General features: G+C 66.6%; 7 protein-coding genes and 2 tRNA genes. 2 read left to right on the top strand and 7 right to left on the bottom strand.

All coding sequences use genetic code 11. The features are described 5' to 3' along the window. Nucleotides 1–459 precede the first annotated feature (459 nt). Nucleotides 460–684: a hypothetical protein gene (locus Ahu01nite_RS42190; RefSeq protein ID WP_203842386.1), complete on the top strand. Its 225-nt coding sequence runs from the start codon at nucleotides 460–462 to the stop codon at nucleotides 682–684. Between the two features lie 8 nt (nucleotides 685–692). On the opposite strand, the gene Ahu01nite_RS42185 is transcribed toward Ahu01nite_RS42190, so the two are convergent. From Ahu01nite_RS42185 to Ahu01nite_RS42155, 7 genes are all read right to left on the bottom strand, one after another. Beyond that, nucleotides 693–1490, bottom strand: a complete 798-nt coding sequence (locus tag Ahu01nite_RS42185) for a carbon-nitrogen hydrolase family protein (RefSeq protein WP_203842385.1) — start codon at nucleotides 1488–1490, stop codon at nucleotides 693–695. Nucleotides 1491–1542: 52 nt separating this feature from the next. After that, nucleotides 1543–2073, bottom strand: coding sequence for a GNAT family N-acetyltransferase (locus tag Ahu01nite_RS42180; protein ID WP_239159580.1), 531 nt, complete (start codon nucleotides 2071–2073; stop codon nucleotides 1543–1545). Nucleotides 2074–2183: 110 nt separating this feature from the next. Continuing rightward, the gene (gene clpX / locus Ahu01nite_RS42175) at nucleotides 2184–3476 is read right to left on the bottom strand and encodes an ATP-dependent Clp protease ATP-binding subunit ClpX (protein ID WP_203842384.1); all 1293 of its coding nucleotides are present in this window, start codon (nucleotides 3474–3476) and stop codon (nucleotides 2184–2186) included. 376 nt (nucleotides 3477–3852) lie between these two features. Then, nucleotides 3853–4509: an ATP-dependent Clp protease proteolytic subunit gene (locus Ahu01nite_RS42170; RefSeq protein ID WP_203842383.1), complete on the bottom strand. Its 657-nt coding sequence runs from the start codon at nucleotides 4507–4509 to the stop codon at nucleotides 3853–3855. An 11-nt stretch (nucleotides 4510–4520) separates the two neighbouring features. Next, a complete protein-coding gene (locus Ahu01nite_RS42165; protein WP_203842382.1) occupies nucleotides 4521–5150 on the bottom strand; it encodes an ATP-dependent Clp protease proteolytic subunit in 630 nt (209 codons plus the stop codon). A 190-nt stretch (nucleotides 5151–5340) separates the two neighbouring features. Further along, entirely contained in the window at nucleotides 5341–6690 is a 1350-nt protein-coding gene (gene tig, locus Ahu01nite_RS42160) for a trigger factor (RefSeq protein ID WP_203842381.1), read from the bottom strand. Between the two features lie 40 nt (nucleotides 6691–6730). Then, nucleotides 6731–6804: transfer RNA gene (locus Ahu01nite_RS42155), tRNA-Pro, on the bottom strand. Nucleotides 6805–6945: 141 nt separating this feature from the next. On the opposite strand from Ahu01nite_RS42155, the gene Ahu01nite_RS42150 reads away from it, so the two are divergent. After that, a tRNA-Gly gene (locus tag Ahu01nite_RS42150) sits at nucleotides 6946–7016 on the top strand. Nucleotides 7017–7201 lie beyond the last annotated feature (185 nt).

Below are 7201 nucleotides of genomic sequence, written 5' to 3'. Positions count from 1 at the left end.
CTCGAAATCTCCTGGTAACCAGGAAACCCGCTCGGGGCAACCGCTCAAACTTACCCGATCAACTTCCCCAAAGCAAGACTTGAATCTTGGCGGATCCGGAGATCATTTTCCCGCGCTCACGCACACCCTGGAAGGTGTGCGCCTGTCGGATGGTCCAGCAGGCCAACCGGAGATCGCTGTGTTACTAGGCGATCCATCCGCTCGGTTCCCCGCAGACCTGGACTACATTACCCGGTCGTTCTCGTTGGCGCAAATCCGGTTTCCCGCTGCCAACCTCGCCCGGTGCTCCCCCAGCTTAACGCCGCGGCAGCCCCGCCTCCGGTGAGCCGTCAGATCGGTGACTTTCGTACCGTTCCGTCCGGGTTCCCCTCGGGCAGAGAGAAAGTTACGCGACCTCGCATCCGAAACGCAAATCGACACCCGTCCCACTCCCGTCGACTCGGGCTCAGCCGTGCCACAGTGGCAGACATGCATCGTGAACCGGCGCTCGCCGCCGATGTCCTCCTCGACATGCTGATGCCCGTGTCCCAGCTGGTCATCGGCATCCTCGTGCTGGTCGCGGTCGTGGTGTCGGTGCACCGGCTCGTCCAGCGCGGACCGTCGCGGATGGGCGGAGCGATGCTGATCGCGGGCGGAGCAGTGGTCTGCCTCGCGGTGGTCAGCTACCTGCTCCAGACCTTCTGAGAGATTTTCTAGGCGGGAAGCCGGCGATTGGCCAGGCTGGGCACGGTGCTCCGGATCTCCTCGAGCCGCGCGAGGTCGAGCTCCGCGATCGTCACCCCCACCGTGTCGGGCGCCTGGGCGATCACCGTCCCCCACGGATCAATGATCATGCTGCGGCCGAAGCATGTGCGGCCGGGCTCGTGGTCCCCTATCTGGCCCGCGGCCACCACGTAGCACTGGTTCTCGATCGCCCGGGCGCGCAACAGCACCTCCCAGTGATCCCTCCCCGTGTGCATCATGAACGCCGCGGGCACCACGAGGACCTGCGCGCCGTCGATGGCCAGCTTCCTGTACAGCTCGGGGAAGCGCAGGTCGTAGCAGATCGAGAGCCCGGTCGGTACACCGTCGATCTCGGTGACGACGGTCTGCTCCCCCGGCGCCACCGTGCGGGACTCCTGGTAGGAGACACGCCCCGGGATCTCCACGTCGTACAGATGGATCTTGCGGTAGGTCGCCGTCAGCTCCCCCGCCGGATTGAAGATCAGCGAGGTGTTCCAGGTCCGGTCGTCCGGGCCGGCCTCATGGAACGAGCCGGCATGCACCCAGATGCCGAGCTCCCGGGCGGCCGAGGCGAAGAACGCCGCGAACTCACCGTCGACCGGCTCGGGCTTGGGAAGCCCGGCGCCGGGTCCGAGGTAGTCGACGTATTCAGGCAGTACGGCGAGGGTCGCGCCCGCTGCGGCGGCGCGGCCCAGGAGATCACGGGCCACGGCGAGATTGTCGGTACGGTCGTCACGAGCGTTCAGCTGGCACACGGCAACGCGCATGTGGCAAGCGTACGGTCGGCGAAGCCCTCCTGGAACGCCCCGCGGAGAGCCGTCAGATGCCGAACGGGGTGAGCAGAACCTCCGCACCCACCGGGAGATAGCCGGCGGCCAGGAACGCGCGCAGGCTGGACGCATTGCCGGGCGACACCTGAGCCCAGACCGGACGGTCCTCGGGGACGAGATGCCGGGCCGCGCGGGCGAGGAAACGCCCGATCCCCCGGTTGCGGTCCTCCTCGGCGACTTCGACCCCCGCCTCCCACCGGCCGGCAAGACCACGACCGATCGTCAGGACAGATTTACCGTACGCCCAGACGTGCACTTCACTGCGACGGTGCAGCGCCCGGACCACGCGCCGATGGGTGGCGTCCTCGGACCGTGTCAGCTCCCCGGGCGGGTCGCCGGGCAGCGGAGCGCCGAGCAGGAGCGCGTCGAGGCTGTCGGAGTGCAGGCGCAGCCGTTCCTCGAGCGCGGACAGGAACGCGGGCGACATGGGCGCGGCGAGGTCACCGCCGCCCATCCACGAATCGAGCCAGAACCGGTCCACGCCGGCCGACACGATGATGTGCCCCGGAAACGACACCACCGCCGCGCTGTGAGGCGACGGCGGTGGCACCAGGGACAACCAGGGGGCTGTCGGGAGGTGTTCCCCGGACTCGACCCGGGCGATCGCCTCTGACAGCTCGTGCGGCTGGCTCAGGCCGATTTCTCCTCGCGGTTGCGGTGGGGGCGACGGCCCCCGAACTCGCGCGGGACGATGGTCGGGATGACGTTCTCGACGACGACCTCACGGGTGATGAGCACCCGGGCGGCGTCGGGGTTGCTCGGGACCTCGAACATCACGTTCTGGAGGACTTCCTCCATGATCGCGCGGAGGCCACGGGCGCCGGTGCCGCGGAGCATCGCCTGGTCGGCGATCGCCTCGAGGGCGCCGGTGTCGAACTCGAGCTCGACGCCGTCGAGCTCGAAGAGCCGCTGGTACTGCTTGACGTAGGCGTTGCGGGGCTCGGTGAGGATCTTGATGAGCGCCTCACGGTCGAGGTTGCGCACCGTGGTGATCACCGGGAGCCGGCCGATGAACTCGGGGATCAGGCCGAACTTCAGCATGTCCTCGGGCATGACCTTGCTGAAGATGTCATCGGTGTTGCGGTCCGAGACCGAACGCAGGTGGGCGCCGAAGCCGACCCCGCCCTGCCCGATCCGCGACTCGATGATCCGGTCCAGCCCCGCGAAGGCGCCACCGACGATGAACAGCACGTTGGTGGTGTCGATCTGGATGAACTCCTGGTGCGGGTGCTTACGGCCGCCCTGCGGCGGGACGTTCGCCACCGTGCCCTCGAGGATCTTCAGCAGCGCCTGCTGCACACCCTCGCCGGAGACATCACGGGTGATCGACGGGTTCTCGCTCTTGCGGGCGATCTTGTCGACCTCGTCGATGTAGATGATGCCCTGCTCGGCGCGCTTCACGTCGTAGTCGGCGGCCTGGATCAGCTTGAGCAGGATGTTCTCGACGTCCTCGCCGACGTAACCCGCCTCGGTCAGCGCCGTGGCGTCCGCGATGGCGAACGGGACGTTGAGCATCCGGGCCAGCGTCTGCGCCAGGTGCGTCTTGCCGCAGCCCGTGGGGCCGATGAGCATGATGTTGGACTTGGCCACCTCGACGTCGCTACCCGCACCGGGCGCGCCGCTCGACTCGGCCTGAATCCGCTTGTAGTGGTTGTAGACGGCGACGGACAGGGCCTTCTTGGCCTGTTCCTGGCCCACCACGTAGTTGTCGAGGAACTGGCAGATCTCCATCGGCTTGGGAAGCTCTTCCCACTTCACCTCGCCGGTTTCGGCCAGCTCCTCCTCGATGATCTCATTGCAGAGGTCGATGCACTCGTCGCAGATGTAGACCCCAGGGCCCGCGATGAGCTTTTTGACCTGCTTCTGCGACTTCCCACAGAAGGAGCACTTCAGTAGGTCGCCACCGTCACCGATCCGTGCCACCTACGTTCTCCCTGCGCTCATCGGCCGGCGATCGCCGGCCCTCGCGGCCTGAGGACGATCACCCTCAATGCCAGAACATCGTCTTGCACAGTTCATCGTCTGCCGGCATCCGATACTGAGGATGCCCGTGCCTGAGGTTGCCCGTCCCCAAGGTCATCCGCAACCGGAGCTGCCATAACCAGGGTCACCTGCTGGGGTCACCCACAACTGGGGTTACCCCACAACCAGGGCTACCCGTAACTGAGGTTGCCCAAATCGAGATCGCACGGTCGACGTTACCCGCAAAGGGGCAGATCTCCGACCCCCCAAAACGGGCGTGTCAGGGGCTGGTCAGTCTAGCGTGCGCTGACCGGCCCCCGACATCGCCGGGTCGGCCTCAGGCGCTGGTGGTCTGGAGGCTCTTCTTACGGGTCGCCAGGACGGTGTCGACGATGCCGTACTCCTTGGCCTCGGCGGCCGTCATGATCTTGTCGCGGTCGACGTCCTTGCGGACCTGCTCCTCCGGACGGCCGGAGTGACGCGAGATCAGCTCCTCCATCTGGCTGCGCATGCGCAGGATCTCGCGGGCCTGGATCTCGATGTCCGAGCCCTGGCCGTAGCCGCCCTCGGTGGCAGGCTGGTGGATGATGATCCGCGAGTGCGGGAGCGCCATCCGCTTACCGGGGGTGCCACCGGCGAGCAGCACCGCGGCTGCGCTGGCCGCCTGGCCGAGACAGACCGTGCTGATGTCGGGACGCACGTACTGCATGGTGTCGTAGATCGCCGTCATGGCCGTGAACGAGCCACCGGGCGAGTTGATGTACATCAGGATGTCGCGGTCCGGGTCGGCGCTCTCCAGCGTCAGCAGCTGGGCCATCACGTCGTTGGCCGACGCGTCGTCCACCTGGACGCCGAGGAAGATGATCCGGTCCTCGAACATCTTGTTGTACGGGTTCGACTCCTTCACGCCATACGACGTGCGCTCGACGAACGAGGGCAGGACGTAGCGGTTGTGCACCGGAGCGAAGCCGGAGGGCATGGTCAGGTCAGTCATAGTCGCTCTCCTCAGTTCAGCGTTCCGGCGCCCTCGGGGACCTGAATGGCCCCCGTGATCACCTTGTCGATGAAGCCGTAGTTCTTCGCCTCTTCAGCCGTGAACCAACGGTCACGGTCGGAGTCGGCCTCGATCGTCGCCTGGTCCTGACCGGTGTGGAATGCCACCCGCTCCTGGAACATGCGCTTGGTGTACAGCATCTGCTCGGCCTGGATGGCGATGTCGGCGGCCGTGCCACCCATCCCACCGGACGGCTGGTGCATCATGATCCGCGCGTGCGGGAGGGCGTAACGCTTGCCCTCGGCGCCGGCGCAGAGAAGCAACTGCCCCATCGACGCGGCCATGCCCATGGCCACGGTGGAGACATCGTTGTCGATGAACTGCATCGTGTCGTAGATCGCCATGCCGGAGTAGACGGAGCCACCCGGAGAGTTGATCCAGAGATTGATGTCGCGCTCCGGGTCTTCCGCCGAGAGCAGCAGCAGCTGCGCGCAGATGCGGTTGGCAACCTGGTCGGTCACCTCGCTGCCGAGGAAGATGATCCGCTCGCGCAGAAGGCGGTTGTAGACCGAGTCGTCGAGGTTGCCACTGAGTGAGTCACCACGCAGCACGGGACTCGCTGGGATGTGCAGATCGGTCATGGCAGCCCTTCACAGCTGACTGTGTCGGCCGAAGATCCGGCCGGCAGGGTGTTCGTCGTACGACCAACCTAACCGGTTGAATGCGCATCAGCTTCCCGCTCGGGCAGGTGTTCGCTGACAGCGCATCAGGCGCGGGGTGAATAGGCGAAAGGGGCCGCCACATGTCGCGGCGGCCCCTGTTCAGCTGACCTCAGTGATTGTGGCCGGCGTGCTCGTCCTCGCTGGCGGCCCGCAGGTCGTCGAGCGTGAGGACGTTGCCCTCGGTGTCCTTCATCTCAACCTGCTCCATGACGTTGGCCAGTGCCTTGCCACGGCGCACGTCGCCGAAGACGGCCGCGGCCGCACCCGACTGCACGAGCTGGTCGTAGTACTGCTGGGGCTGCATCTGGGCGCGCTGGGCCCGGTGCACGATCTCGTGACCGAACTCGTCGTCGGACACCTGGATGTCCTCGGCGTCGGCGATGGTGTCGAGCAGCAGCTGGATCTTGACGCCCTCGGTGGCCGCCTCGGCCAGCTCGGTGTCGATCTGCTCCTCGGTCTTCTCCTCGGAGGCGAGGTAGTCCTCGAGGCTCGCGCCGATGCGCTCCAGCTGGTCGGTCATGGCCTGCTTGCGACCCTCGACCTCGTCCTTGACGATGCCCTCGGGCGCCGGGATGTCAGCGGCCTCGACGAGCTGCTTGAGCGCCTCGTCGCGGGCGGCGTAGATCTGCTCGACCTTCTTGACCTTGCCGAGGCGCTCCTTGAGGTCGCCCTTCAGCTCGTCAAGGGTGTCGAACTCGCTCGCCATCTGCGCGAACTCGTCATCGATCTCGGGAAGCTGCTTGTCCTTGACCGAACGCACGGTCACCGACACCTCGGCGTCACGACCGGCGAAGTCGCCGCCCACGAGCTGGGTGGTGAAGTTGGCGTCAGCGTCGGCGACAAGCCCGACCAGCACCTCGTCGAGCCCCGGGAGCAGCTGCTTGCTGCCGACCTCGTGGGAGATGTTGGTGGCCGAACCACCCGGCACCTCCTCGCCGTCGACCGTGGCCTTGAGGTCGAGCGTCACGTAGTCGCCCTCCTCAGCCGGACGGTCCACGGTCTTCAGGGTCGCGAACCGCTCGCGCAGCCCGGTGATCTGCTCGTCGATCTCGTTGTCGCCGATCTCGACGGCCGGCACCTCGACCTTGATCGTGCTCAGGTCGGGGATGGTGATCTCGGGCCGCACGTCGACCTCAGCCGTGAACTTCAGCGGCTCGTTGTCGGCGAACTCGGTGATCTCCACCTCGGGACGGCCCAGCGTCTTCACGTCGTGCTCCCGCACGGCGGCCAGGATCTGCTCCGGGATCGCCTCCTGCACGGCCTCGTTGAGCACCGCGCCCCGGCCGACCCGCTGATCGATGACAGCCGCCGGGATCTTGCCCTTGCGGAAGCCCGGGATCTGAACCTGAGAACCGATCTCGCGGTACGCCTTCTGCAGACTCGACTTCAGCTCGTCGAACGGCACCTCGATGGCGAGCCGCACCCGAGTCGGACTCAGAGTCTCGACGGTGCTCTTCACAGGCGTACTCCTTGATGGATCTCTTCGTGTTTGATGTAAGTCGGGGTGGCGGGATTCGAACCCACGGCCCCTCGCTCCCAAAGCGAGTGCGCTACCAAGCTGCGCTACACCCCGAGGCCGCTGGCAAGTGTATGCGGTCGGCCCCACGCCGTGTGCCGCGGCGTCACTCCGGTGCGCCACGCGGGGGAACCGGTTCGCGATCCACGCAATGATTCAGTACGCTATCCCCGGGCATCAGGCACTCAATGACGCCACGCGGGCGTAGCTCAATGGTAGAGCTTCAGTCTTCCAAACTGACTACGCGAGTTCGATTCTCGTCGCCCGCTCAACTCTGGGACTCCCTTGTCAGCGGACTGCGCTGACATGGGAGTTTCGCCATTTTGCGGTGGGGGCCGAGCCCCCAGACCCCGCGGTGCGTGGGTCGCGCCAGGCGGGTCGCGCCAGGCGGGTCGCGCCAGGCGGGTCGCGCCAGGCGGGTCGCGCCAGGCGGGTCGCGCCAGGCGGGTCGCGG

This window comes from Winogradskya humida, from assembly GCF_016862215.1.
Classification (GTDB): Bacteria; Actinomycetota; Actinomycetes; order Mycobacteriales; family Micromonosporaceae; genus Actinoplanes; species Actinoplanes humidus.
The sequence above is the reverse complement of the archived record's forward strand: the minus strand, read 5'-3'. Positions and strand labels throughout refer to the sequence as shown.

Excerpts from the sequence above, each read along its gene's own strand:
- Ahu01nite_RS42185 (WP_203842385.1), bottom strand. The coding sequence starts at position 1,490 with ATGCGCGTTGCCGTGTGCCAGCTGAACGCTCGTGACGACCGTACCGAC.
- Ahu01nite_RS42170 (WP_203842383.1), bottom strand. The coding sequence starts at position 4,509 with ATGACTGACCTGACCATGCCCTCCGGCTTCGCTCCGGTGCACAACCGC.
- Ahu01nite_RS42165 (WP_203842382.1), bottom strand. The coding sequence starts at position 5,150 with ATGACCGATCTGCACATCCCAGCGAGTCCCGTGCTGCGTGGTGACTCA.